Source organism: Streptomyces sp. R818 (genome assembly GCF_056172735.1).
This window is the reverse complement of sequence record NZ_JAOCNE010000003.1, coordinates 343,242-367,429: the sequence shown is the minus strand read 5'-3', so window position 1 is coordinate 367,429 and position 24,188 is coordinate 343,242. Positions and strand designations below refer to the sequence as shown.

The window sequence follows — 24,188 nt, the reverse complement described above, 5'->3', positions numbered from 1 at the left end:
ACGTTCATGCGAAAACCTCCGGCGTCGGCATCAGTATCGGCAGCAGCGGAACTGGCATGCCCATGCACGCTAACCCCCGGACCGGCGACGGGGAACGCACACCGCACGCGGATCATCGCGGATCACCTGAAGGAACCCCTTCCCCCCGACATACCGACTGGTTAGTCTGCTGAGGCAACCGAGCCGTTCCGCGGCGTGGCGCGGACGGCCGGAGCCATGCCGAAGTCGTGTCGAAGGAGACCGATGGTGGAGAGTCTGCAAGGCCAGGGGATCGTCGTGACCGGCGCGGGCGGCGGCATCGGCGCCGCGCTCGCCCGCCGGTTCGCCGCCGCCGGAGCCCGTGTCGTCGTCAACGACCTGGACGCCGACAAGGCCGCCGAGGTGGCCGGCGAGATCGGCGCGACGGCCGTCCCCGGCGACGCCTCCGCGATCATCGACGAGGCCCGCGACGCGCTCGGCGGCACCGTCGACGTCTACTGCGCCAACGCCGGACTCGCCTCCGGCGGCACCGAGGCCGCCGACGAGCAGGTGTGGGCGCTGGCCTGGGACGTCAACGTCATGGCGCACGTCCGCGCCGCGCACGCCCTCATCCCCGACTGGCTGGAGCGCGGCAGCGGCCGCTTCGTCTCCACCGTCTCCGCCGCCGGGCTGCTCACGATGGTCGGCGCGGCCCCGTACAGCGTCACCAAGCACGGCGCGTACGCCTTCGCCGAGTGGCTCTCGCTCACGTACCGGCACCGCGGGATCAAGGTCCACGCGATCTGCCCGCAGGGCGTGCGCACCGACATGCTCACGGCGGCCGGGACGGCGGGCGAGCTGGTGCTCGCGCCGACCGCGATCGAGCCCGAGGACGTCGCGGAGGCCCTGTTCGCGGGGATCGAGGAGGACCGCTTCCTGATCCTGCCGCACCCCGAGGTCGCCGAGTTCTACGCGGCCCGCGCCGCCGTCCCCGAGCGCTGGCTGACCAACATGAACCGCATCCAGCAGAAGTGGGAGACCATCCAGTGACGGACTCGACCACGGGCGTGACGACGGGCTCCATCTACGCGGCCCGGCCGTGGCTCGGTGTCCTCAGCGACGCGCAGAAGGCGCCGGTCCACCCCGCCGCGACCATCGCCCACGCCTTCGCGGACGCCGTGCGCCGCGCCCCCGACCGCACCGCCCTCGCCTACTTCGACGGCCGTCTCTCCTACGCCGAGGTCGACGCCCTGTCGGACTCGGTGGCCGGGCACCTCGCCGCCAAGGGGCTCCAGCGCGGCGACCGGGTCGCGGTCATGCTGCAGAACAGCCCGCACTTCGTGCTCGCGCTGCTCGGCGCGTTCAAGGCGGGCGCGGTCGTCGTCCCCGTCAACCCGATGTACAAGTCGGGCGAGGTCGGGCACGTCCTGCACGACGCCGAGGTCACCGGCCTCGTCTGTACGGACCGGGCCTGGGAGGCGTACCTGCGCGAGACGGCGGCGGACTCGCCGGTCCGCATCGTGCTCACCGCCTGCGAACTCGACCTCCAGACGCGGGGCGACGAGCGGGTCCTGAAGTTCGACCGGGTGACCCCGGTCGCCGAGGACGCCGACGACCTGGTGGCCGTCGCCCGGGAAGGCCACGCGGCGCCCGGCGCGGACCGGCTGCCGGCCGCCGACGACATCGCGCTGATCAGCTACACGTCCGGCACGAGCGGCACCCCCAAGGGCGCCACCAACCTGCACCGCAACATCATGTACAACGCGGAGCGGCAGCGCACCGGACTCGGCATCGACGAAGGCGCCACGTACTTCGCGCTCGCGCCGCTGTTCCACATCACCGGCATGGTCTGCGAACTCGTCGCGAGCTTCGCCAACACCGGGACGCTCGCGCTCGCCTACCGCTTCGAGCCCGGCGTCGTCCTCGACGCGTTCGCCGAGCACAGGCCCGCCTACACGGTCGGCCCGTCCACCGCGTTCATGGCGCTCGGCGCCCAGCCGCAGGCGACCCGCGACCACTTCGCCTCCTTCGTCTCCATCTCCTCGGGCGGCGCGCCCGTGCCGCCCGCCCTGGTGGAGAAGTTCCGCGCCGCCTTCGGCCCCTACATCCACAACGGCTACGGGCTCACCGAGTGCACCGCGCCCTGCGCCTCCGTGCCGCCCGGCGTCGAGGCGCCCGTCGACCCGGTCTCCGGCACCCTCGCGGTCGGCGTGCCCGGACCCGAGTCGGTCGTCCGCATCCTCGACGACCTCGGCAACGAGGTGCCCTTCGGCGAGCAGGGCGAGATAGCGGTGCGCGGCCCGCAGGTCGTGCCCGGCTACTGGCGCCGCCCCGAGGCCACCGCCGAGGCCTTCCCCGACGGGGAACTCCGTACCGGCGACATCGGCTTCATGGACGAGAGCGGCTGGCTCTACGTCGTCGACCGCAAGAAGGACATGATCAACGCGTCCGGCTTCAAGGTCTGGCCCCGCGAGGTCGAGGACGTCCTCTACACCCACCCCGCCGTGCGCGAGGCGGCCGTCGTCGGCATCCCGGACCCCTACCGCGGCGAGAGCGTCAAGGCGTACGTCAGCCTGCGCCCCGGCGCCGACGCCACCTCCGAGGAGCTGTCCGCGTACTGCAAGGAACGCCTCGCCGCGTACAAGTACCCGCGCGAGGTGGAGGTCCTGCGGGAGCTTCCCAAGACGGCGAGTGGGAAGATCCTCCGGCGGGAACTGCGTTCTCCCGCGGTGTGACACACGAAGTGAGCGAAAGGCAGGTGGCGGCAGTGCCCAGGACGACGACGGACGGCGACGGCACGCCCGTTCCGCAACGACTCCTCGCGGCCGCCACCCGGCTGTTCGCCGAGCGCGGCTACGACCGGACGTCGGTGCAGGAGATCGTGGAGGCGGCGGGCGTCACCAAGGGCGCCCTCTACCACTACTTCGGCTCCAAGGACGATCTCCTGCACGAGGTGTACGCGCGCGTGCTCCGCCTCCAGCAGGAGCGGCTCGACGCGTTCGCCGACCGGGACGAGCCCGTCGAGCGGCGGCTGCGCGAGGCGGCGGCGGACGTCGTGGTGACCACGATCGACAACCTCGACGACGCGTCGATCTTCTTCCGCTCCATGCACCACCTCAGCCCCGAGAAGAACAAGCAGGTACGGGCCGAGCGCCGGCGCTACCACGAACGGTTCAGGGCGCTCATCGAGGAGGGCCAGAAGGCCGGCGTCTTCTCCACCGAGACCCCGGCGGACCTCGTCGTCGACTACCACTTCGGCTCGGTCCACCACCTGTCGACGTGGTACCGCCCCGACGGCCCGCTCACCCCGCAGCAGCTCGCCGACCAGCTGGCGGACCTGCTGCTTCGGGCGCTGCGCCCGTAGAGCTCCTCGTCAGCCGTACGAGCAGCGCCTCGGCCGCCGGATTGCGCGGCCGGGGCGCCCGTCCCGCGAGGACGACCGCCCGGCCGGGCTCCGGCTGCCGGATGGTCACGCACGGCAGGCCCGCCGCCTCCCCGATCCGGCGCGGCACGATCGCCACCCCGATCCCGGCCCGGACCAGCTCCACGAGCAGCCCGATCTGGGTGACGTCGCAGGTGATGCGCCGCTCCAGGCCGCAGTGCGCGGCGAGGCGGCGCACGGCCGTCTCCAGGCCCGTACCGGCCCGGAAGTCGACGAACGGCTCGTCGGCGAGGTCCTTGACGCGCGTGCGCCCCGCGCGGGCCAGCGGATGCCCGGGAGCGGTGATCAGCACCAGATCCTCCCGCCAGGTGCCGAACGAGGCGAGCCCCTCGGGCAGTTCCCGCGCGTCCGGCGCCAGAAAGGCGAGGTCCAGCTCCCCGGCGCGCAGCCCCTCGATCAGCTCGGCCACGGGCGCCTCCCGTACCGAGACCTGGATGCCGGGCAGCTCACGGTGAAACGCGGCGAGTTCGGCCGCCAGATCCACGCAGGTCAGCGTCTGGATGGTGCCGATCGCGACGCGCCCCGCGCCGAGCCCGGAGACCTGCGCGACCGCCTCCTTCGCGGCGGCGGCCCCGGCGAGCAGCTGCCGCGCCTGGGGGAGCAGCGCCCGGCCGGCCTCGGTGAGCACGACGCGGCGCCCCGTCCGGTCGAACAGCTCCGCGCCCAGCTCGCGTTCCAGATTACGGACCGACGTGCTGAGCGCGGACTGCACGATGAGCTCGGCGCGGGCCGCCGCGGTGAAACTGCCCTCGTCCACGACGGCCAGAAAGTGGCGCAGCTGACGTATCTCCACCCATCGATTCTATGGATGGGACGCAGCGAAACGATCTGTTGGACCGGGGAGCGGTCCCGGCGCGAGGCTTCTGCCCATGGATCACGTACCTCTGCTCTGGACCTCCGCGTACGCCCCGAGGGTGCCACCGCTCATACGGTCGGCTTCCCGCCAACTCCTGCGCGTGCGCTGCTTTGTGCGAAGGCTGTCCCTGATGGATTACACGGGCGGCGCCGGCTACTGACCTCAGGGGCGCGGGGCTGTACCGATCAGCAGCTCCGCTGCGGGGCGCGACCAGCCACGAAGCACCCGCACCCGGCGACGAAACCTACAGGTACCGCTTCAGCTCCCGCCGAGCGAGCGAACGCTGATGCACCTCATCCGGCCCATCAGCCAAGCGCAGCGTCCGCGCCCCGGCCCACAGCTCCGCCAGCGGATAGTCCTGCGACACGCCCCCGGCCCCGTACAACTGCACGGCCTTGTCGATGATGTCGACGACCGTGCGCGGCGTGGCGATCTTGATGGACTGGATCTCGGTGTGGGCGCCGCGGTTGCCGACGGTGTCCATCAGCCACGCCGTCTTCAGGACCAGGAGGCGCAACTGCTCGACGGCCACGCGTGCGTCCGCGATCCACTCCTGGACGACGCCCTGCTGGGCGAGCGGCTTGCCGAAGGCGGTGCGGGCGACGGCCCGCTTGCACATCAGCTCGATGGCGCGCTCGGCCATGCCGATCAGGCGCATGCAGTGGTGGATGCGGCCGGGGCCGAGCCGCGCCTGGGCGATGCCGAAGCCGCCGCCCTCCTCGCCGATCAGGTTGGCGGCGGGCACGCGCGCGTGGTCGAAGACGACCTCGGCGTGGCCGCCGTGCCAGTGGTCCTCGAAGCCGTACACGGTCATGGCGCGGCGGACCTCGACGCCCGGGGTGTCGCGGGGGACGAGGACCATCGACTGCTGGCGGCGGATGTCGGGGCCGTCGGGGTCGGTCTTGCCCATGACGATGAAGATCTTGCAGTCCGGGTTCATGGCACCGGAGATGTAGAACTTGCGGCCGGTGATGACGTAGTCGTCGCCGTCGCGCTCGATGCGTGTGGTGATGTTCGTGGCGTCGGAGGAGGCGACCTCGGGCTCGGTCATCGCGAACGCGGAGCGGATCTCCCCGGCGAGCAGCGGCTCCAGCCACTGCTTCCGCTGCGCCTCGGAGCCGAACTGGGCGAGCACCTCCATGTTGCCGGTGTCGGGCGCGGCGCAGTTCAGCGCGGTCGGCGCGAGCTGCGGGGAGCGGCCGGTGATCTCGGCGAGCGGCGCGTACTGGAGGTTGGTGAGACCGGCACCGTGCTCGGCGTCGGGGAGGAAGAGGTTCCACAGGCCCTGCTTGCGGGCCTCGGCCTTCAGCTCCTCGACGATCGCCGGGGTCTGCCAGGGCGAGTCGAGCGCGGCGCGCTGCTCACCGGCGACGGCCTCGGCCGGGTACACGTGCTCGTCCATGAAGGCGAGAAGCCGCTCCCGCAGTTCCTGCGTACGGGCGTCGAATGCGAAGTCCATGGTGAGGTTCAGCCTTCCTGAAGGTCCTGGAGGGTGGTGAGGCCGTGCTCGATGAAGACGGGGACCAGCTCGCCGATCCGGTCGAAGCCCGCGCCGACGGTCTGGCCGAGCGTGTAGCGGTAGTGGATGCCCTCGAGGATCACGGCGAGCTTGAACCAGGCGAACGCCGTGTACCAGGCGACGGCGGAGACGTCGCGCCCCGAGCGCGCGGCGTACCGCTCGATCAGCTCGGCCGGCGCGGGGTGGCCGGGGGCCGAGGCGGTCGTGGAGATGGGGGAGTCGGGCAGCTCCAGCTTGGCGCTGTACATGACGAGGAGGCCGAGGTCGGTGAGCGGGTCGCCGAGCGTGGACATCTCCCAGTCGAGGATCGCCTTGATGCGGTCGGCGCCGTCCCTCTCGTCCTGGCGGACCAGGACGTTGTCGAGGCGGTAGTCGCCGTGCACGATCGTCGGCGCGGGGGAGGCGGGCAGGGAGCGGCCGAGCGCGGCGTGCAGCTCGTCGATGCCGGCGAGGTCGCGGTTGCGGGAGGCGTCGAGCTGCTTGCCCCAGCGGCGCAGCTGCCGGTCGAGGAAGCCCTCGGGGCGCCCGAAGTCGGCGAGGCCCACGGCGGCGGGGTCCACCGCGTGCAGGTCCACGAGTGTGTCGACGAGCCCGAGCACGACGGCCCGGGTCCGCTCGGGGCCGAGCGGTGCCAGCTCCTCGGCGGTCCGGTACGGGGTGCCCTCCACGAACTCCATGACGTAGAACGGGGCGCCGATCACGTCCGTGTCCTCGCACAGGAGCAGCGGCTCCGGGACCGGTACGGCGGTCGGGTGCAGCCCGGCGATCACCCGGTGCTCGCGCTTCATGTCGTGCGCGGTGGCCAGGACGTGCCCGAGCGGCGGCCTCCTGACCACCCACTTCGCGGCCCCGTCGGTCACCTCGTACGTCAGGTTGGAGCGCCCGCCCTCGATGAGCCGCCCGGACAGCGGACCGCCGACCAGGCCGGGCCGCTCACGGTCGAGGTGGCCGCGCAGCTGGTCGAGGTCGAGGCCTGGGGGGTGACTCATCGAGGTCCTCCGGGGGTCCGATGGGGTGAGCGAGTGGCATGAGCGACTGGCATGAGAAAGCGCTGGACTTCATCATGCCGACCAGTCGGTATGTCGTCCAGTGGGTGAGGGAAACGTGACAGCGCCAACGGTGCCGCTGGGGCGGCGCGAACCGCACGGCACCCGCCGGCTCACCGCCTGGCTCACCGCCTGGCTCACCGCCTGGGTCACCGCCTGGCTCACCGCCTGGCTCACACCACGAGCGCCGCCGCGAACACCGCCAGGGCGACCGTGCACAGCGCCGCCGTCGTCGCGCCCCGCCGGGACAGGAGCGGGGGCGCCGCCTCGTGCAGCGCCAGTGCGGTGATCCGGTGATGGGCCACCGCGAGGAAGCCCAGCCAGACCACGAGGCAGAGCGCCGCCGCCACGACGCCGAGCGGGCCGATGTCGCCATGCAGCACCGTCTTCATGGCCAGCACCGCCGCGACCGTGCAGGACAGGGTCGTACGCCGCCACGCGAGCCGGGTCCTGGCGGGCTGCAGGCCGGGGTCGCGCGCGGGCGCGCCGTCCGTGTCCGTGTCCGCCCGGCTCACCCTTCCCAGCCCACGATCACCACGACGACCATCGCGACCGCGACCAGCGCCACCACCAGGCTCAGCACCGCCGGGAACCTCGACACCGGCAGGTCCTCGCCCCGCCGCATCGCCCGCTCGCACCGCACCCAGTGGCTCACCGCCCGCAGCGAGCAGAGCACCCCGGCGGCGAGCAGCGCGAGCGCGAGGCCGACGCGCCACGCCCATCGCAGGTCCGGCAGGAACTGGTCCACGGCGAAGCCGCCGCCGATCAGCGCGAGGGCGGTGCGCACCCACGCCAGGAACGTGCGCTCGTTGGCCAGCGAGAAGCGGTAGTCGGGGGTGTCACCCTCGTCCCTGACCCGCTCCGGGGCGAACCAGAGGCGGACGTTGCGCACGAATTCGATCACTGGCACGACCTTACCCGGGGGTCACGGGCGCGCCCTGAGCCGCTCGTACGCCGCGAGGCTGTCCGGCGTCCAGGGCCACTCGGTGAGCCGCCGCTCCAGCTCCGCCGGGGTGAGGAAGGTGTACCAGTCGATCTCCTCGGCCTGGGGCCGCACGGTGCTCGGGCAGGCCACTTCGTACACGTGCGACCACCAGGAGCCGCCGCGCTCGGCGCGCTCGGCGCCGCCTTCGTACAGGAACTTGAACAGCCGCGTCGGAGCCGGGAGCCCGCTCACCCCCAGCTCCTCCTCCGCCTCCCGCAGCGCGGCCTCGTCGTAGCTCTCGCCCGCGGCGACGACTCCGCCGACGAACATGTCGTAGCGACCCGGGAACACGAGTTTGGTGGCCGTGCGCCGGTGCACGAAGATCCGGCCCTCCGGGTCGCGGGCCAGGACGAACGCGGCGTGATGCCGCAGCCCTCGCCGGTACGCCTCCCCGCGCGGGGCTTGCGCGACGACCCGGTCGCGCTCATCGACGATGTCCAGAATCTCCTCAGCGGGGTCCATACGAGCGAGGCTATGCGACGCGCCGTCGTGGCTGGTCGCGCAGTTCCCCGCGCCCCTGGAATGCGCACTGCGTGCGCCATTCCCCACCGTTCGCGGCTGCGGCGCCGTCGTGGTTGCTCGCGCAGTTCCCCGCGCCCCTGAGATGCGCACTGCGTGCGCCATCTCAGGGGCGCGCCCCGGCTGGGGGAAGGCGCGGCGAAGCCGCAGCCTTCAGGGGCGCGGGGAACGGCGCGAGCAACCACAACGAAAGCCGCACACAGCAACGCACCAGACAGGACAGCGGCGCAGCCGCGCCCCCAGGGGCGCGGGGAACGGCGCGGCCAGCCACGGCGTGACCCGCACCCGGCGACGTAACCCCTACGCCCCGCTCCGCATCTGATCCCGGTCCCGAGCGGCAGCGCCTGGCATGGCCGGGTGCAGCCCCAGAAGGACCACCCCCACCACGATCCCGGCCAGCCCGGTCGCCTGCCAGGCCAGCGCCCCCGCGTCCATACGCAGCTGATCCCCCAGAAAACCCACCCCGCACACGATCCCGGCAAGCGGCTGCGCAGCAGTCAGCGCGGGCAGGGACATCCGCAGCGGCGCCGTCTCGAACGCGCTCTGGACGAGGACGAGCCCCGTCACCCCGAGGGCGAACACGGCGTACGGCTGCCAGGACGTGAGCAGCCCGGCCCAGCCGTCCGCGCCGAAGAGCTGACCGCTGACCCGGGTCAACGCGTCCTGCACCCCGTAGAGCAGCCCCGCCGCGACGGCGAGCAGCGCCGGGCCCGCGCTCAGCCGGGAGCGTTTCGCCAGCGCCGCCAGGAACAGCGCCCCGCCGACCATCACGCCGATGATCAGCCAGTGCCGCAGGGGATCCGTCACGGCCGTGCCGCCACGTGGCTGACCCGCCACGATGAACGCCGTCACACCGCCCGCGAGCAGCAGCAGCCCGGCCCACCCCTGCCGCCCGAGGGGCTGTCTCGTCTGGCGGCGCGAGAGGACGAGCGCGAAGAGCAGGTTCGTCGCGAGGAGCGGCTCGACCAGCGTCACCTCACCCCGCCCGAGCGCGACGGCCCCCAGCGCCATGCCGCAGATCATGAACCCGATCCCGGCGAGCCAGCGCGGCACCCGGACCAGGTCGATGAGCAGCCTGGGGGAGAGGAAGTCGCCGAGCGGGGCGTGCTGGGCCGCGTTCTGCTGGAGGACGAAGCCGATGCCCAGGCAGAACGCCGCGCTCACGGCGAGGACGAGTACGAGAACCGACACGCTGCGCACCTTCGGACAGGACAGCTGCGATACGGGCAGGAGCGACCACAGGAGTGGCTGTCTGCCGACGATAGCGCTCCCCGGCGCCGCCCGCCCCACGACGAGTGCCCCATATGGCACGCAAGGCACCCGAACTCGGCCGGTGAACGGCCGAGTTGATCAAGTTCGTCACCGGATCACCCTTGACGCGGAGGTTCCCGTACCGGTTTGCTGTGCGTGATCATTCGTTCCGGGGCCACGCAGTGCCGCGTCGGTGCCGCACGTTCGCCGCTTCGTAGCTGAAAACAGTCGTAGAGGAACCGCCGCGGTGTCCCCACCCCCGCCTCCGCTCGGGCGCCCCCGGAAGAAGGCCGCGCACTCCTTCGACCCCGCGCTCGACGACACCGCGCTCATCGCCGCCCGCGGCGCACTCGCCCAGGGCCGCTGGACCGAGGCGCGGGCGCTGCTCGCCGACACCGGCGAGGACTGGGACCGCCGTGGCCACCGCGTGACAGGGCTCGCGCAGGAGCCGACCGCCGCCGCCTGGGTCCGCGACTGGCGCCTCGCCGAACCCGAGTCCACCGACGCCGCCGTCCTGCTCGCCTGCGCCACCGTGTACCGCGCCGTGGCCGGAAAGGGCCGCCCCGACAAGGCCCGCGCCGCCTGCCGGGAAGCCGCCGCCCTGGTGCCGGGCGATCCGACGCCCTGGCTCGGACTGCTGCTCCTGGAACGCGAGTTGGGCCGCGAGGAGGACGTCGTACGCCTCTTCGACGAGGTGCGCCTGCGCTACCCGGTCCACCACCACGCGCACCACCTCATGGTCGCCAGACTCGCCGAGCGGCGCGCCGCCGCGGGCCAGGACCCGCTGCACGAGGTGTACGACTTCGCGGCCTGGGCCGCCGAACAGGCGCCGCCGGACTCGCCGTTGGCCGTGCTCCCGGTGATCGCGCACGCCGAGCGCTACCGCGTTCTCGCGAAGGCGGGCGTGGAGCCGCCCGACCCGAAGGCGTCCGGGCACTGGACGGGGCGCCGCGCCCGCGTCGTCATGAAGGCCGCGTTCGACTGGTGGCTGGAGTGGGGCGACCCGCACGACCGGGCCGGCGCCGCCCACCCGCGCGGCCGCATCGACCTCAACTTCCTGGCCCACGCCAAGTTCTGCGAGGGCCGCCCCGCCGAGGCCGCCGCCCTCTTCCACCGCATCGGCACGCACCTCACCCCGGCGCCCTGGTCCTACCCGGACAGGGACCCGTACGCGGCGTTCCACGCCGCGCGCGACGCCGCGCTCGGCGCGGCCTAGACATCCAAGACGGCCCAGACGACCAGAGAGGACAACCCCGCGATGACGACGGGCAGTTCGAGCACGAGCGACAGAGCCGTGGCGGCCGAGCCGGGCATCAGCACGTATCTGGGCGAGGAGAGCGCGCTGCGCGCCGGGCGGCTCGGCACGGCCGGGCTGCTGCTCTCCGTGCTCGCCGCGACCGGGCCGCTGATGGTGGTCGCGGGCGTGATGCCGACGACGTTCGCCGTCATGGGCGTGGTGGGCATGCCCCTGCTCTTCTTGATCCTCGGCGTCGTCCTGACCCTCTTCAGCGTCGGCTACGCCGAGATGAGCCGCCACGTGCACAACGCGGGCGCCTTCTACGCGTACATCTCCCGCGGTCTCGGCCCGACCACCGGCGCGGCGGCGGCCCTGGTCGCGCTCGTCGCGTACAGCGTCCTCCAGGTCGGCATCTTCGGCATCTTCGGCTTCGAGGTCGCGGGCCTCTTCCAGCAGTACGCCGATGTCGAGCTGGCCTGGTGGATACCGGCGCTCGTGGCCGTTGTCGCGGTCGGCGTCCTCGCCCTGCTGAAGATCGACGTGAACGCGAAGGTGCTCGGCGTCCTGCTGCTTCTCGAAGTCGCCGTCGTGGTCGTCTTCGACATCGCGGCGCTCGGCGACCCGGGCCGCGAGGGCCTGTCGATGCACGCCTTCAACCCGTCCACGCTCACCGGCGTCGGCCTCGGCACCGCCCTGTGCTTCTGCATCGCCGCGTTCACCGGCTTCGAGCAGGCGCCCGTCTACGCGGAGGAGACCAGCCGCCCGCACATCCTCGTGCCCCGCGTCATGTTCCTGGCCGTCGGCGGCGTCGCCCTCTTCTTCGCCTTCAGCTCCTGGGCGCTGACCGTCGCCACCGGCCCGGCGGGCATCGTCGCCGAGGCGCAGAAGCAGTCGGCGGGCCTGCTCTTCGGGCTGACCGAGGACCGGCTCGGCGGGACCTTCACCGACGTCGTCCACGTCCTCTTCGTCACCGGCATGTTCGCGGCGCTGCTCAGCTTCCACAACGTGGTGGCCCGGTACGCGTTCGCCATGGGCCGCGAGGGGCTGCTCCCGGCCCGCTTCGGCCGCACCAACAGCGGCACCGGCGCCCCCGGCACCGGCTCGATCCTCCAGTCGGTGATCTCGCTGATCGTCGTCGTCTGCTTCGCGGTCGCCGACGACGGCCCGGCGGGCGACCCGACGGCCCCGGTCCTCCACCTGTTCACGTGGGGCGGCAACGTCGGCGCGCTCGGCGTCATCCTTCTCATGGCCACGGCGTCCCTCGCCGTCATCGTCTTCTTCGTGAAGCGCGGCGCGGCGGGCGCGCAGGCCTGGCGCCTGGTGGCGTCCGGCATCGCAGGTCTCGCCCTGCTCGTGATCGCCGGTTACACGATCAAGGACTTCGACGTCCTGGTCGGCTCCGGCCCGGACTCGGCCCTGAACTGGCTGCTGCCCGGCGTCATCGCCCTCGCCGCGGTCGTCGGCGTCGCCTACAGCCTCGTCCTGCGCCGCCGCAACCCGCAGGCGCACGCCCGGATCGGGCTCGGCAACGAGGCGTTCCAGCTGGAGAAGAAGGCCGGCTAGAGCAGTACGGACGATGCCCCCGGCCGTCCGGCCGGGGGCATCGTCCGTACTGGACCGGGACCGCTACAGGATCAGCGAAAGCAGCAGGACCAGGGCGCCCGCGACCACCGAGATGATCGTCTCCATGATCGACCAGGTCTTCACCGTCTGGCCGACGCTGAGCCCGAAGTACTCCTTGACCAGCCAGAACCCGGCGTCGTTGACGTGGCTGAAGAACAGCGAGCCCGCGCCGATCGCGAGGACCAGGAGCGCCGTGTGGCTGTCCGACATGTCCGCCGCGAGGGGCGCGACGAGACCGGCGGCCGAGACGGTGGCGACGGTCGCCGAGCCGGTGGCGAGGCGGATCACGACGGCGATCAGCCAGGCGAGCAGGAGTGCCGGGATGGACCAGTCCTTGGAGATGTCCAGGACCATCTGGCCGACACCGGAGTCGATGAGCGTCTGCTTGAAGCCGCCGCCCGCGCCGACGATGAGCAGCACACCCGCGATCGGGGCGAGCGACTTCTCGGTCGTGGACTGGAGCTTGCCCTTGGTGAACCCGGCCGGGCGGCCGAGCGTGAACATGGCCACGATGACGGCGACGAGCAGGGCGGTCAGCGGGTTGCCGATGACGTCGAAGACGCGCTGGACGGTGGCGTCGGGGTCGTCCACGACGATGTCGACCAGGGCCTTGGCCAGCATCATCACGACCGGCAGCAGGATGGTGACGACGGCGGCGCCGAAGCTCGGCCGCTTCTCCAGGTCGTCCGAGGCGCGGCCCGGGACCATCTTGTCGGGCACGGGGACGTCCACCCAACGGGCGGCGTACTTGGAGAACACCGGTCCGGCGACGATCACCGTCGGGATGGCGACGACGATGCCGAGCGCGAGGGTGATGCCCAGGTTGGCGTCGACCGCGTCGATCGCGACGAGCGGTCCCGGGTGCGGCGGGATCAGACCGTGCATGACCGACAGACCGGCGAGCGCCGGGATGCCGATGCGCATCAGCGAGTAGTTGCCGCGCTTGGCGACCATCAGGACGACCGGGATCAGCAGCACGATGCCGACCTCGAAGAAGAGCGGCAGGCCGATCACGGCCGCGATCAGGACCATCGCCCACGGCATCGCCCTGCCGCCGGACTTGCCGGCCTTGGCGAGGATGGTGTCGACGATCTGGTCCGCGCCGCCGGAGTCGGCGAGCAGCTTGCCGAGGATCGCGCCGAGCGCGATCAGCACGCCCACGCCCGCGACCGTGGAGCCGAGACCCGCGGTGAAGCTGGTGATCACCTTGTCGAGCGGCGCCCCGGCGACCGCGCCGAGCGCGAGCGAGCCGATGGTGAGCGCCAGGAAGGCGTGGAGCTTGAACTTCGTGATGAGCAGGACGATGACGGCGATGCCCGCGAGGACGGCGATCCCGAGCTGGGCGTGGCCCGCGGAGGTGATCGGCTCGACGGCGTCCGCTGCCAGCATCTCGACGCTGAGACTGGTCACGGTGGTGGATCCCTTGGTACGTGGGGCGTGGGGAGGGGTTCGGGGGAGGGGCTGAGAGCTACTCGGAGTCGAGCGTGGCCAGGGCCTCGACGGCCCGGTCCGCGATCTCCTCGGGGGAGCCCGACACATCGACGCCGACGCCCGCCTCGTCCGCCGCGAGCGGCTGGAGCGTGGCGAACTGCGAGTCCAGGAGCGCGGTCGGCATGAAGTGCCCCTTGCGGTGCGCCATCCGGTCCTCGATCAGCTCGCGGCTGCCGGTGAGGTGGACGAAGACGACGCCAGGGGCGGCGGCGCGCAGCCGGTCGCGGTAGGCGCGCTTGAGGGCCGAGGAGCTGACCACCCCGCCGAGCCCGGCCCGGCCGTGGGCCCACTCGCCGATGGCGTCCAGCCACGGCCAGCGGTCCTCGTCGGTGAGGGGCGTACCGGCGGTCATCTTGGCGATGTTCGCCGGGGGGTGGAAGTCGTCGCCCTCGGCGTACGGAACGCCGAGCCGTTCGGCGAGCAGGGGACCGATCGTTGTCTTGCCGGTGCCCGCTACGCCCATGACCACGACGACGTGGGGGGTGCTCATCGCTGCCTCGCTGTCTTCATCGCTGTCTCCGTCGACATCGCTGTGTGACGCCACTGAAACCCAAATGGTCTGACTAATTCAAGAGACTGTGACTTATAAGTCAGACTTTTTGTTGTCCGTGCCCGAACCGTACGCTGAACCCCATGACCACGAAGGACCGGGGACTGCACGCCCGCGTACTGGACAGCCTCGGTCCCGCCATCACAGCGGGCGAGTACCCCGAGGGCAGCGTGTTGCGCACGGACGAGCTCGCCCAGCGTTACGAGGTGTCGCGGTCGGTGATGCGCGAGGCGGTCCGGGTCCTGGAGTCGATGCACCTGGTCGCGTCGCGGCGCCGGGTCGGCGTCACCGTCCGCCCGGCCGGGGAGTGGAACGTCTACGACCCGCAGGTCATCCGCTGGCGTCTGGCCGGCGCCGACCGGCCGCGCCAGCTCCGCTCGCTGACCGTGCTGCGCTCGGCGGTCGAACCGGTCGCCGCCGGGCTCGCCGCGCGCCACGCGACGGCCGAGCAGTGCGCCGCGCTCACCGAGTGCGCGCTCGGCATGGTCGCCACCTCACGCGGCCAGCAGCTGGAGGCGTACCTCGTCCACGACATCGAGTTCCACCGGATCGTGCTCAACGCGTCGGGCAACGAGATGTTCGCCCACCTCGGCGACCTGGTCGCCGAGGTCCTCGCGGGCCGCACCCACCACCAGGTCATGTTCGAGGACCCGGACCCGGCGGCGGTGACCCTGCACGTGTCGGTCGCGGAGGCGGTACGGGGAGGGGACGCGGAGCGCGCGGAGGCGCTCACGCGCGAGATCGCGGTCGGCGCGCTCCAGGAACTGGACATCCTGGCGCCCTGAACCGCCTTAATCGGAGCGGGACTTACTCGATGAAGTCCCCGTCGACGTACACCCAGGCGCCGCCCACCCGCAGGAACTGGCTGCGCTCGTGCAGCGCCCCCGCCCGGCCGCCGTCCTTGTAGCGAGCGCGGAAGGTGACGGTGCCGCTCTGGTGGAACGCGGAGCCTTCGGTGGCGTCCAGGATCTCCAGACCGGCCCAGGTCAGCGCGGGGTCGAACTCGATCACCGGCGGCCGGGTGTCCGGGTGCCAGGTGCGCAGCAGGTACGCGGCGTCCCGGCGGGCGAACGCCGTGTACCGGGAGCGCATGAGGGCCTCGGCCGTGGGCGCGGCGGCGCTGCCCGCGTGGTAGCGGCCGCAGCAGTCCTCGTACGGCCGGGGGAGACCGCACGGGCAGCCGGGGGAGGCAGGTGAGGCGGGGGAGGTGGGGGAGGTGGGGCGAGCCATGGCCACATTGTCCCCCACCCCGCCTCTACACAGGCATGACGGTGAGGAGCGCGCCCCGCGTGCGGTCCGACGCCGGTCCGGTCTCCACCTCGTACGTGCCCGCCTCCACCCCGAGCCGCAGGTCACGGCCGACGGAGGCGAGCGTCTCGGCGCTCACCTCGAACGCCACCTCGCGCCGCTCGCCCGGCGCGAGCTCCACGCCGGTGAACCCGCGCAGCTCACGCACGCGCGGCCAGGACGAGCCGCCCGAGACGCGCCGCACGTAGAGCTGCACGGTCTCGCGGACGGGCGTCCGGCCGGTGTTCGAGACGGTGACCGTACAGGTCAGCCCGGGTTCGCCGGCGGGCACGGTAGACCGGCTGAGCACGGGCGCGCCGTAGATCACCGTTCCGTACGACAGTCCGTGGCCGAAGGCGTACCGCGCGGTCGCGGGCTGGTCGACGTAACCGCGGTAGCCATGGTCCTTGCCGTTGTAGTAGACGGGGAGCTGGGCCGCCGAGCGCGGCACGGAGACGGGCAGCCGCCCGGCGGGCGCGGCGGTCCCGAACAGCACGTCGGCGACGGCCCGGCCGCCCCACGGGCCCGGGTACCACGCGGACAGCAGCGCCCCGACGCGTCCGGAGAGATCGGGCAGGGCGTGCGGGCGCCCCTGGACCAGCACCGCCACGACCGGCGTCCCGGTCGCCGCCACGGCGTCGAGCAGCGCCAACTGCCCACCGGGCAGGCCGAGTTCCGCCAGATCCACGCCCTCGCCGCACGTCATGCCGACGGGGTTGCCGGACGAGACCACCGCCGCGCCGTTCCCGTCGAACCGCGTGCCGTCCTCACGGGCGCTCGACCCGCCGAGCACGAGCACCGCGACATCGGCGGCAGCGGCCAGGGCGACCGCCTCACCGATCCCGGAGCGGTCGTCGCCGACCAGATCGCAGCCGCGCGCGTACGTCACCTCGCGGCCGGCCCCGGCGGCGGCGCGGACACCGTCCAGGACGGTGACGCCGGTGCCGGGCCGCTGTGGTGCCGTGTAGTCGCCGATCTGCTGCGGCACGGAGTCGGCGTTCGGGCCGAGGACGGCGATCCGGGACACGACGGGCGGCAGGGGCAGGGTCGACCCGTCGTGCTCCAACAGCGTGATCGATGTATGGGCCAACCGCTCGCTCAACCTCCGTGTTTTTACGGAGCTTTCCGCACCCTTGGCACGGACATAGGGAGTCTCGAACAGTCCCAGCCGGAACTTCAGCGCCAGGACCCGTCCGACCGCCCGGTCCAGGGTCTCCTCCGCCACGAGCCCGCGCCCGACGGCCTCCGCGAGGTGCGGGAAGGCGTCGTCCCACAGGCTGAGGTCCGTGCCCGCGGCGAGCGCCGTCGCGCCCGCCGCCGCCGGATCACCCGCGAGCCGCACGAGCCGGTCGAGCGCCTGCCCGTCCGCCATCACGATCCCGTCGAACCCCCACTGCCTCCGCAGGAGTTCGGTGAGGAGGTACCGGTTGGCCGCGCACGGCAGGCCGTCGAACTCGTTGTACGCCGCCATGACCCCGGCGGCCCCGGCCCGTACCCCGGCGCGGGCCGCCGCCAGATGGATCTCGTGCAGTTCACGGAGGCCGAGATCGGTCGCCGCGCTGTTGCGCCCGCCGACCGTCGCGCCCTGCCCCGCGAAGTGCTTGAGCACGACGCCGACGCCCTCCGCACGCATCCCGCGCACCAGCGCCTCGGTGAAGCGGGCGGCGAGGTACGGGTCCTCGCCGAAGCACTCCTCGGCGCGGCCCCAGCGCGGGTCGCGGACCAGGTCGAGAGCGGAGACCAAAGCTATGTGCCCGCCGCGCGCCCGGAGTTCGGCGGCAGCGGCTCCGGCCGCCTCCTCGTAGAGGTCCGGGTCCCAGCTCGCGCCTACGGCGAGGTTGACCGGCAGGACCGTGCCGTCCAGGGCCTGGTGGCCGTGCGGCACCTCCTCGACCATGAGGACGGGTATGCCGAGCCGGGTCCCTTCCACCACGTGCCGCTGCACCGCGTTCGCGACCTCGGCCGCGTCCGCCCCCGTGATCCCGTCGGCGAACGTCACGCCCGACCAGGGATCGGCGCGCTGCAACCCGTACAGGGCGCCCATCCCGTCGTACGCCGCCACCTCCGTACGGAAGGCGTCGGTGAGCCGGTGGCGTCCGTCCGGGCCGCGCTCGTAGGCGTGCCAGCCGTACAGCCGCTGGTTGACCTGGCCGACCTTCTCCGTGAGCGTCATACGGCCGAGCAGGTCGCGTACGCGGTCGGGGACGGGTGCGGCCGGGTCGCGATAGAGGTCGGAACTCATCGGAGTTCCAGGACGCGGACGCCGAAGGCGGGGAGGGTGACGGCGCCGACCGGCTCCCCGGAGTCCAGGTCGTGCAGCGTGGCGGTGCCGTCCGCCGTCCGCGGGCGCACGGTCAGCTCGTCCTCCGCCTGGCTGACCAGCCACACGAACCGGCGCCCGTCCTCGTGCACCAGGACGTCCGCGCCGACGTGCGCCTCGGCCACCGTCACCGCCCGCTCCACCCCGGCGACCTCGGCGAGCGCCGCGTACAGCCGGTGCGTCTGCTCCGGGTTCACGCGCGCCGTGCGGGCGGCCATGTGCTCCAGCGGATACGTGGCGAGGACGGTGCGGCCACGCCCGGTCTCGCGGCACAGCAAGGCCGGGCGGCCGTGCCCGTCGACCGCCACCACCCGGGCGTCGCGCGCCACGACCGGCAGATAGGCGCGGCTGTCCTCATTGCCCGCGACAGGGAAGCGCAGCGTCTCACCCGCGCGAATCCCGCCGAAGTCCTCCTGGAACGTCATCTCCAGGACGTCGTCCTCGATCGGCTCCGCCACCCCGTACGAGAGCTGCTGCTCGACGCCGAACAGGCCGTCCAGGTCGTCGAACCAGGGGCCGCGCGTGCCGGGGTGCTCGCCCGAGCAGAAGGAGAGGTAGACCGTGGCGCCCTCGTCCGCCCGGCGCTGGAGCGCCCGCCGCGTCCGCGTCGTCAGCTGCCGGGTCGCGGGGAGGAGGTACAGATCCACGTCCTCGGCTATGCCGTCCGCCTCACGGGTCAGGCCCGCCGGGAGATCGGCGGCGCGCGCGGCCACGTAGCCCTGGTGCAGCGACGTGAAGATCAGCGGGCGGTCGGCGGGGCGGCTGTACGGGTAGCCGCGCTCCAGGAACGCGGGCACGACGAAGGCGGCGCCCGCGTCCGCGCGACGGCAGCGCGCGAAGTCGACGGCCTTCAACACCTCGGCGAAGGCGGCGAGTTCGCGCAGGGGTTCCTTCGGCGCGCCCGTGCTGTCCGTGATGCCGAAGTGCATCTCGAAGGGGTGGTGGTCGTAGGGGGACCGGTCCCACAGGTCGTCGTAGTCGGTGTTGTTCCAGGCCATCCAGCCCGTCGCGCCGCCGAGCAGGGAGGTGTGCAGGGTCTGGCGGTAGTACACGCCCGCGTTCGCCGCCGACACCGTGTCCGTGGACAGGCCGAACTCCTCCAGGACCACCGGCTGCCCGGTGACCCCCGCCAGCTCGCACTCGAACGCGGCGCGGTAGTGCTGGCGCGCCTTGTCCGTGTCCGAGCGGTAGACGTGCGGGCCGACGAAGTCCACGTACTCGGCGGTGTCCCGGAGAGAGAAGCCGTTGTCGCGGCCGGTGACCTCGATGCCCCAGGCGCCGTCGCCGAGGGAGACGGGCTGGGTGGCGCCCGCCGCGCGCACGGCGTTGCACATCGCCTGCGCCCACGCCGTGACGACGTCGCTGGACGGCGGGTCGACCTGGTAGATACGCCCGTAGCCAGGCATCTCGTTGGTGATGAGCCAGCCGGTGACGGCCGGGTGGTCCTTGAAGCGGCGCGTCATCTGCGCGGCGAACCACGCCTGGCGGCCGACCATCCACACGTCCTCGTAGAGGTCACGGCCGCCGCGCCAGGCCGGGTCCCAGTTCTCGCCCGACATGTGGCCGACGATGAACGTCGGGACCGTGCCCATGCCCAGCTCGCGGTGCGCGTCCAGGAAGTCGCGGAACTTCTCGCACAGCTCCTCGTCGACGCGGTGCGGCTCGGGGTGGAAGTCCGGCCAGTAGAAGAACGAGCGCGTCATGTTCAGCCCGTGCTCGCGCAGCACCCGCAGCTCCTCGCGCACCACCTCCGGGTCGTAGTCGCGCCACATCAGGGGCCCGCCCGTGCGGGACCAGAAGTTGGCGCCGAGCCAGGGCAGGACGGCGGCGTCGTGGGTCAGGTGGGCGCTGTGGCGTCGCATGGTGGTACGGGTCTCCGTTGCGTTGCTGTCGTGCGTGCGGTGATACGTCAGAGGTGGGGCGCCGGGCCCGTCGACTCGCGGATCACGAGCCGGGGCCGGTCGACGAGCGGCGTCGCGGGCAGGTCCTCGCCGCACCGGGCGAGCAGCGTGCGGGCGGCGGCGGCGCCGACTCGCTGCACCTGCTGGTCTACGGTGGTCAGGCGCGGGTGCAGCCAGCCGCCGAGCGGCAGATTGTCGTAGCCGACGACCGACAGGTCCTCGGGGACGCGAAGACCGGCCCGCTGGGCGGTGCCGATGCCGCACACCGCCATCGAGTCGTTGGCGTAGACGACGGCGGTCGGCCGGTCGCCGGCGGCGAGGAGTTCACGGGTCGCGGCGACGGCCGCCGCCTCCGAGAAGTCGGTGTGGCGCACGGCGGCGGGGGCAAGACCCACCGCCGCGAGGGTCTCCTCGAAGACGGCGAGGCGCAGGCGCGTGTGCTGAAGCTCGGCGGGACCGGCCACGTAGGCGATCCTCGCGTGCCCCAACTCCCGCAGGTGCTCGACGACTTCGACGACGCCCGCGCCCTGGTTGCCGAGCCCGACGACCGGCACGGACGCGTCCGGGGTCGGTGCGCCGAGCAGGACGGCGGGCAGGCCGAGGCGGGTCAGGAGCGCCGGGCGCGGATCGTCGGCGCGGGCGTCCGTCAGCACCGCCCCGTCCACCCGCTTCTCGGCGGCGAGCCGCTCGTACAGCGCGCCCTCCTCCTCGACATCGGCGACCAGGTGCAGGAGCAGGCCGTAGCCGCGCGGCGCCAACTCGCCCTCTATGCCGGTGATCAGCTCGCTGAAGTGCGGGTCCGCGCCGAGCACGTCGGTGGGCCTGCGCACGACGAGCGCGAGCGTACGGGTACGGGCGCTGCGCAGCGCCGACGCCGACGCGCTCGGCGACCAGCCCAGGTCGAGGGCCGCGTCGAGGATCCGCTGCCGGGTCGCCTCGGCCAGCCGGCCCTTGTCGTTGAACGCCTGCGACACCGCCGCCGTCGACACACCGGCCGCCGCCGCCACCGCCTTGATGGTCGGACGCCCCGATTTCTTCGTCGTAGAGGTACCGCTCACATCTTCACCGCCCCACTCACCAGTGCCTGCTGCATCCGCTTCTGCAGCACCGTATAGACCACCCACACCGGGACGAGGGTCAGGACGGTGCCCGCCGTGAGGACGCCGTAGTCGGTGCCGGTGATGGCCTTCAGGGTGGGCAGCGCGACCTGCACGGTGCGCTGGGCCGGGTCGGGGCCGATGATGACGAGCGAGTACAGGTACTCGTTCCAGAAGGTCAGGAAGTTGAGGAGCAGGACCGTCGCGATGCCGGGCAGGCACATCGGCGTGTAGACGTGGCGCAGGACCGCGAAGGTGGACGCGCCGTCGAGCCGCGCCGCCTCCTCCATCTCCTTCGGGATCGTCCGCATGAACTGCACCAGGATCACCACCGACAGCGGCATCGCCGTCGCGGGCAGGAACAGGACCATGAACGTCCGCGTGTGGAACAGGCCCGTCGCCGCCGCGAGGAGGAACGTCGGGAACAGCGCCGCGAACGTCGGGATCAGGAAGCCGAGGGAGAAGACCTTCTCGACGAGGGAGGCCAGGCGGCCCGTCGACCGGGCGAGCGCGAACGCCGCAGGGATCGCCAGCGCCAGCGTCAGGACCAACGAGAAGACCGTGACCAGCGCCGAGTTGACGACGGCAAGGCCCAGGTCCGCGCTCTCGAACGCCGTCGAGAAGTTGCCGAAGCCGAAGTGCGTCGGCAGCGCGAAGGGGTGCGCGAAGATCTCGTCGTTCGTCTTGAACGCCGAGGCGATGAAGTAGTAGAGCGGGATGACGAGGAGCACCGCGTACAGCCACACCAGGATGTGCGCGGGCAGCCAGGACCGGCCGAAGCGGGAACGTGCCGAGGACTTCAAGGCGTACTCCGATCAGGGACGGGCGGTCAGTAGCTCTGCCGGAACACCCGGCGGATGGCGAGCAGACCGACGAGGCCGACGAGGAAAAGGAGGACACCGACGGTCTGGCTGTAGCCGAGGTCCGCCGCGATGAACGCCTTCTGGTAGACGAGGAACGACAGCGTCGTCGACGAACTCCCCGGACCGCCCTGGGTGAGCAGGAGCACGTGCTGCGCCGAGCCGAACAGCGTCCAGAGGAACTGGAGCATCGTCACGACACCCACGTAGTCCTTGATCACCGGGAAGTGGACGCGCCACATCGTGCGCCAGTGCCCGGCCCCGTCGAGCTGCGCCGCCTCGCCCAGCTCCTCCGGCACACTGCCGAGCCGCGCCGCGAAGAGCACGGCGGTGAAGCCGATCCCGGCCCAGATGTCGAGCGCGATCAGACAGGCGAGGGCGGTCGACGGCGAGGCCAGCCAGGCGTCGGCGAGCGAGCCGAGGCCGATCGCCTCCAGGCCGCCGTTGAGCAGCCCGTCGGGGGAGAGGGCCGCGTAGAAGACCATCGCTTTCGCGGGCGTCGAGATCAGCCCCGGGATGAAGAGCAGGTACCGGATGACCCGGTGGCCCGGCGGCTTCTGCGCCACGTAGTAGCCCAGCATGTACGCGCACGCCACCATCACCGGGATCGCGACGACGAGCTGGATCGCGGTGTTGGAGACCGCGTCCCAGAACACCGGGTCGTCGAAGACCGCGCGGACGTTGTCGAACCCGGCGAACGACACCGGCTGGAGCATCCCCGGCCAGTGCAGCGCCGCCACCACGAAGATGGCGACCAGCGGGCCGACCATGAAGACCAGGTACCAGACGAGCGCGGGCAGAGCGAGCACCGTGCCGCCCTGTTGGCGCGGCTTGCCACCGGGGTCCGGCGAAGAGGATGGAGGGGTGGGGCGGCCGACCGCTGCCTCGCCCGCTGTCGACGTCATCGTCGTCATGGAGCAACTCCCTTTGCGTGCGTGAGCGGCGGTCAGATGCCGCGGTAGGCGGCTTCGAGGACCTGGCGGACCTTGGCGGCGCTGGTGCCGCGCGTGAACGACGTACTCGTGGCGGTGATCAGTCCCTGCGTCGCCGCGGGCGGCACGAACAGGTCGGGCAACAACACCTGGCCCACGTCCGAGCCGAGCTTCTGCGCCGCCGCCACCAGCGGGAAGTCGGTGCTGACGGCGTCCGAGCGCAGCGCCATGTCGCGGCCCGACTCCTTGATGAACCGCGCGACCGTGTCCTCGCGGTAGAAGAACTTCAGGAACTTCTCGACGGCGTCGATCTTCTTCGTGCCGTTCGGGCTGATCCAGAAACCGATCAGCGTGTACGTGCGCAGGATCGTCGGCTTGTCGTGCGCCGCGCCCGGCGCCAGCGGCCAGCCGCCCACGTCCGTGTGGCGGGCCACCGCCTCCGGCACCTTGGCGAGCGCCGACGACATGGCCGACTGCATCGCCGCCGCCTGCGTGTTGAACTGCGTCGTCATCGTGTCCGACGTCAGGCCCTGCGCCTTGTCGGCGAAGACCCCGGCGTCGCGCAGCTCCACGAAGTAGTCGATGCCCCGGCGGGCCCCGCGGCCGCCGAAGTCGCCGGTCTCGTAGACGTGGCGGGCCTCGTCCTCGCTGAGGAACGTCTGGATGATCTGCGCGAGCAGCTTCTGCCCGGTCCAGTCGTTGCCGCCGGTGGTGACGGGCGCGATGCCCTTCTTGCGGAGCTTGCCCGCCGCGCGGATCAGCTCGTCGCCGGTGGTGGGGAGGGAGTCGACGCCCGCGCGGTCGAGCAGCGCCCGGTTGAAGGCGACCGGCCAGTTCGTCGCGAAGTACGGGAAGGCGCGCAGGCGGCCCTTGCCGTCGGTCCAGGCGTCGAGCGCGACGGGCAGCACGCGCTTCCGCAGGCCCCAGTCGTCCAGATACCCCTTGACGTCGACGGTGGCGCCCACGTCCGTCCAGGCCAGCGTCTTGTCGTACAGGTTGACCATGACGACGTCCGGCTCCTTGCGGGCCAGGCGCGAGGTCTCGTAGACCTGCGCGAGGTCGTCGCCGTTGACGAGGTTCCTGACCTTCAGCCCCGTCTCCTCGCGGAAGCGGTCCAGGGCGTCGAGGTAGGTCGGCGAGCCCGGCGCGGTGGTGCCGAGCTGGCTGTGGACCACGAGGGTGTCGGGGTCGTCGTCGGCGGCGGCGAGGGCGGAGCAGCCGGACAGGGCGGGCAGGACGGGCAGGGCGGCGGCTGTGGTGGCCAGGAAAGCGCGCCGACTCATCTTCGAGGGCACAGCGGTATGTCTCCAACCA

At 72.2% G+C, this 24,188-nt stretch carries 22 protein-coding genes; 6 read left to right on the top strand and 16 right to left on the bottom strand.

The features are described from left to right. The first annotated feature begins 243 nt into the window (after positions 1–243). Genes N5I75_RS06770 through N5I75_RS06760 form a run of 3 tightly spaced genes read left to right on the top strand, consistent with a single transcriptional unit; the run spans position 244 to position 3,322 of the window. Entirely contained in the window at positions 244–1,008 is a 765-nt protein-coding gene (locus N5I75_RS06770; RefSeq protein ID WP_476675330.1) for an SDR family oxidoreductase, read from the top strand. Beyond that, entirely contained in the window at positions 1,005–2,693 is a 1,689-nt protein-coding gene (locus N5I75_RS06765) for a class I adenylate-forming enzyme family protein (protein WP_476675328.1), read from the top strand. Before N5I75_RS06770 ends, N5I75_RS06765 begins: the two co-directional genes overlap by 4 nt. Positions 2,694–2,725: 32 nt before the next feature. Beyond that, positions 2,726–3,322, top strand: a complete 597-nt coding sequence (locus tag N5I75_RS06760) for a TetR/AcrR family transcriptional regulator (protein WP_476675326.1) — start codon at positions 2,726–2,728, stop codon at positions 3,320–3,322. Here the strand turns inward: N5I75_RS06760 and N5I75_RS06755 are convergent. The 7 genes from N5I75_RS06755 to N5I75_RS06725 form a co-directional block, all read right to left on the bottom strand. Beyond that, positions 3,261–4,193, bottom strand: coding sequence for a LysR family transcriptional regulator (locus N5I75_RS06755; protein ID WP_476675324.1), 933 nt, complete (start codon positions 4,191–4,193; stop codon positions 3,261–3,263). The genes N5I75_RS06760 and N5I75_RS06755 overlap by 62 nt on opposite strands. Positions 4,194–4,500: 307 nt before the next feature. After that, positions 4,501–5,715 carry an acyl-CoA dehydrogenase family protein gene (locus tag N5I75_RS06750; RefSeq protein ID WP_476675322.1) on the bottom strand — a complete coding sequence of 405 codons (1,215 nt, stop codon included), beginning with the start codon at positions 5,713–5,715 and terminating at the stop codon, positions 4,501–4,503. A gap of 8 nt (positions 5,716–5,723) precedes the next feature. Beyond that, positions 5,724–6,764, bottom strand: coding sequence for a phosphotransferase family protein (locus N5I75_RS06745; protein ID WP_476675320.1), 1,041 nt, complete (start codon positions 6,762–6,764; stop codon positions 5,724–5,726). 230 nt (positions 6,765–6,994) lie between these two features. Continuing rightward, entirely contained in the window at positions 6,995–7,336 is a 342-nt protein-coding gene (locus N5I75_RS06740; RefSeq protein ID WP_476675318.1) for a DUF202 domain-containing protein, read from the bottom strand. Next, positions 7,333–7,725, bottom strand: coding sequence for a YidH family protein (locus tag N5I75_RS06735; protein WP_476675316.1), 393 nt, complete (start codon positions 7,723–7,725; stop codon positions 7,333–7,335). Before N5I75_RS06735 ends, N5I75_RS06740 begins: the two co-directional genes overlap by 4 nt. 21 nt (positions 7,726–7,746) lie before the next feature. Next, positions 7,747–8,268: an NUDIX domain-containing protein gene (locus N5I75_RS06730; RefSeq protein ID WP_476675314.1), complete on the bottom strand. Its 522-nt coding sequence runs from the start codon at positions 8,266–8,268 to the stop codon at positions 7,747–7,749. A 357-nt stretch (positions 8,269–8,625) separates the two neighbouring features. Beyond that, positions 8,626–9,516 (bottom strand): DMT family transporter, encoded by an 891-nt coding sequence (locus N5I75_RS06725; RefSeq protein WP_476675313.1) that lies wholly within the window; start codon positions 9,514–9,516, stop codon positions 8,626–8,628. Between the two features lie 307 nt (positions 9,517–9,823). Here N5I75_RS06725 and N5I75_RS06720 point away from each other — a divergent pair, with 307 nt between their 5' ends. Both N5I75_RS06720 and N5I75_RS06715 read left to right on the top strand, forming a co-directional pair. Next, entirely contained in the window at positions 9,824–10,792 is a 969-nt protein-coding gene (locus N5I75_RS06720) for a hypothetical protein (RefSeq protein ID WP_476675311.1), read from the top strand. A gap of 42 nt (positions 10,793–10,834) precedes the next feature. Further along, positions 10,835–12,376, top strand: a complete 1,542-nt coding sequence (locus N5I75_RS06715; protein ID WP_476675309.1) for an APC family permease — start codon at positions 10,835–10,837, stop codon at positions 12,374–12,376. Positions 12,377–12,439: 63 nt separating this feature from the next. Here N5I75_RS06715 and N5I75_RS06710 read toward each other — a convergent pair whose 3' ends face one another. Together N5I75_RS06710 and N5I75_RS06705 are read right to left on the bottom strand one after the other, a co-directional pair. Beyond that, positions 12,440–13,846, bottom strand: a complete 1,407-nt coding sequence (locus tag N5I75_RS06710; RefSeq protein WP_476675307.1) for a GntT/GntP/DsdX family permease — start codon at positions 13,844–13,846, stop codon at positions 12,440–12,442. 58 nt (positions 13,847–13,904) lie between these two features. Next, complete coding sequence (locus tag N5I75_RS06705; protein ID WP_476675305.1) at positions 13,905–14,417, bottom strand: gluconokinase; 513 nt, start codon at positions 14,415–14,417, stop codon at positions 13,905–13,907. 143 nt (positions 14,418–14,560) lie between these two features. Here N5I75_RS06705 and N5I75_RS06700 point away from each other — a divergent pair, with 143 nt between their 5' ends. Next, positions 14,561–15,262 carry a FadR/GntR family transcriptional regulator gene (locus N5I75_RS06700; protein ID WP_476675303.1) on the top strand — a complete coding sequence of 234 codons (702 nt, stop codon included), beginning with the start codon at positions 14,561–14,563 and terminating at the stop codon, positions 15,260–15,262. A gap of 22 nt (positions 15,263–15,284) precedes the next feature. On the opposite strand, the gene N5I75_RS06695 is transcribed toward N5I75_RS06700, so the two are convergent. Genes N5I75_RS06695 through N5I75_RS06665 form a run of 7 tightly spaced genes read right to left on the bottom strand, consistent with a single transcriptional unit; the run spans position 15,285 to position 24,157 of the window. After that, positions 15,285–15,707 (bottom strand): YchJ family protein, encoded by a 423-nt coding sequence (locus N5I75_RS06695; protein ID WP_476675301.1) that lies wholly within the window; start codon positions 15,705–15,707, stop codon positions 15,285–15,287. A gap of 25 nt (positions 15,708–15,732) precedes the next feature. Next, positions 15,733–18,006 (bottom strand): glycoside hydrolase family 3 N-terminal domain-containing protein, encoded by a 2,274-nt coding sequence (locus tag N5I75_RS06690; RefSeq protein ID WP_476675299.1) that lies wholly within the window; start codon positions 18,004–18,006, stop codon positions 15,733–15,735. Then, entirely contained in the window at positions 18,003–19,946 is a 1,944-nt protein-coding gene (locus tag N5I75_RS06685) for a glycoside hydrolase 5 family protein (RefSeq protein ID WP_476675297.1), read from the bottom strand. Before N5I75_RS06685 ends, N5I75_RS06690 begins: the two co-directional genes overlap by 4 nt. A 47-nt stretch (positions 19,947–19,993) precedes the next feature. Beyond that, positions 19,994–21,043, bottom strand: a complete 1,050-nt coding sequence (locus N5I75_RS06680) for a LacI family DNA-binding transcriptional regulator (protein WP_476675295.1) — start codon at positions 21,041–21,043, stop codon at positions 19,994–19,996. After that, positions 21,040–21,885 (bottom strand): carbohydrate ABC transporter permease, encoded by an 846-nt coding sequence (locus N5I75_RS06675; RefSeq protein ID WP_476675293.1) that lies wholly within the window; start codon positions 21,883–21,885, stop codon positions 21,040–21,042. The genes N5I75_RS06680 and N5I75_RS06675 overlap by 4 nt, the downstream gene beginning before the upstream one ends. A gap of 26 nt (positions 21,886–21,911) precedes the next feature. Next, positions 21,912–22,856 (bottom strand): carbohydrate ABC transporter permease, encoded by a 945-nt coding sequence (locus N5I75_RS06670; RefSeq protein WP_476675291.1) that lies wholly within the window; start codon positions 22,854–22,856, stop codon positions 21,912–21,914. Positions 22,857–22,888: 32 nt separating this feature from the next. Further along, entirely contained in the window at positions 22,889–24,157 is a 1,269-nt protein-coding gene (locus N5I75_RS06665; RefSeq protein WP_476675289.1) for an ABC transporter substrate-binding protein, read from the bottom strand. Positions 24,158–24,188: the final 31 nt, after the last annotated feature.